The following is a 253-nucleotide window of genomic DNA, read 5'->3' on the forward strand; positions in this document are numbered from 1 at the left end:
CGTCGGGGCGTCCCGGATCGCCGTGCGGATGTCGTCGCCCACCTGGACACCGTCGGGTCCGGTCAGTTCGACGTCGCCGCCGAAGCGGGACCGCACCGTCTCGCGCAGGACGCGGATCTCCACCGCGTTGCCGGCAGCGGCGGGGGACGTCAGGGCAGCCACGCGGACCGCCCCGCCCCACGTGTAGGTCGTCCCGGCGGGGAAGCACGCGCCGCCGTCGCCCTCGGCCGTCTGCGTGCGCGACGCGGTGCCG

At 77.1% G+C, this 253-nt stretch carries 1 protein-coding gene; it reads right to left on the reverse strand.

The genetic code is table 11. From position 1 onward, the window contains the following. Window positions 1–253, reverse strand: a 253-nt coding sequence (locus HWE04_RS24355) for a hypothetical protein (protein WP_241813942.1), incomplete at both ends; no start/stop codon positions are given.

Origin of the sequence: Herbaspirillum sp. C7C2 (assembly GCF_022627865.1) — a bacterium.
Lineage (GTDB): Bacteria > Pseudomonadota > Gammaproteobacteria > Burkholderiales > Burkholderiaceae_D > Herbaspirillum > Herbaspirillum frisingense.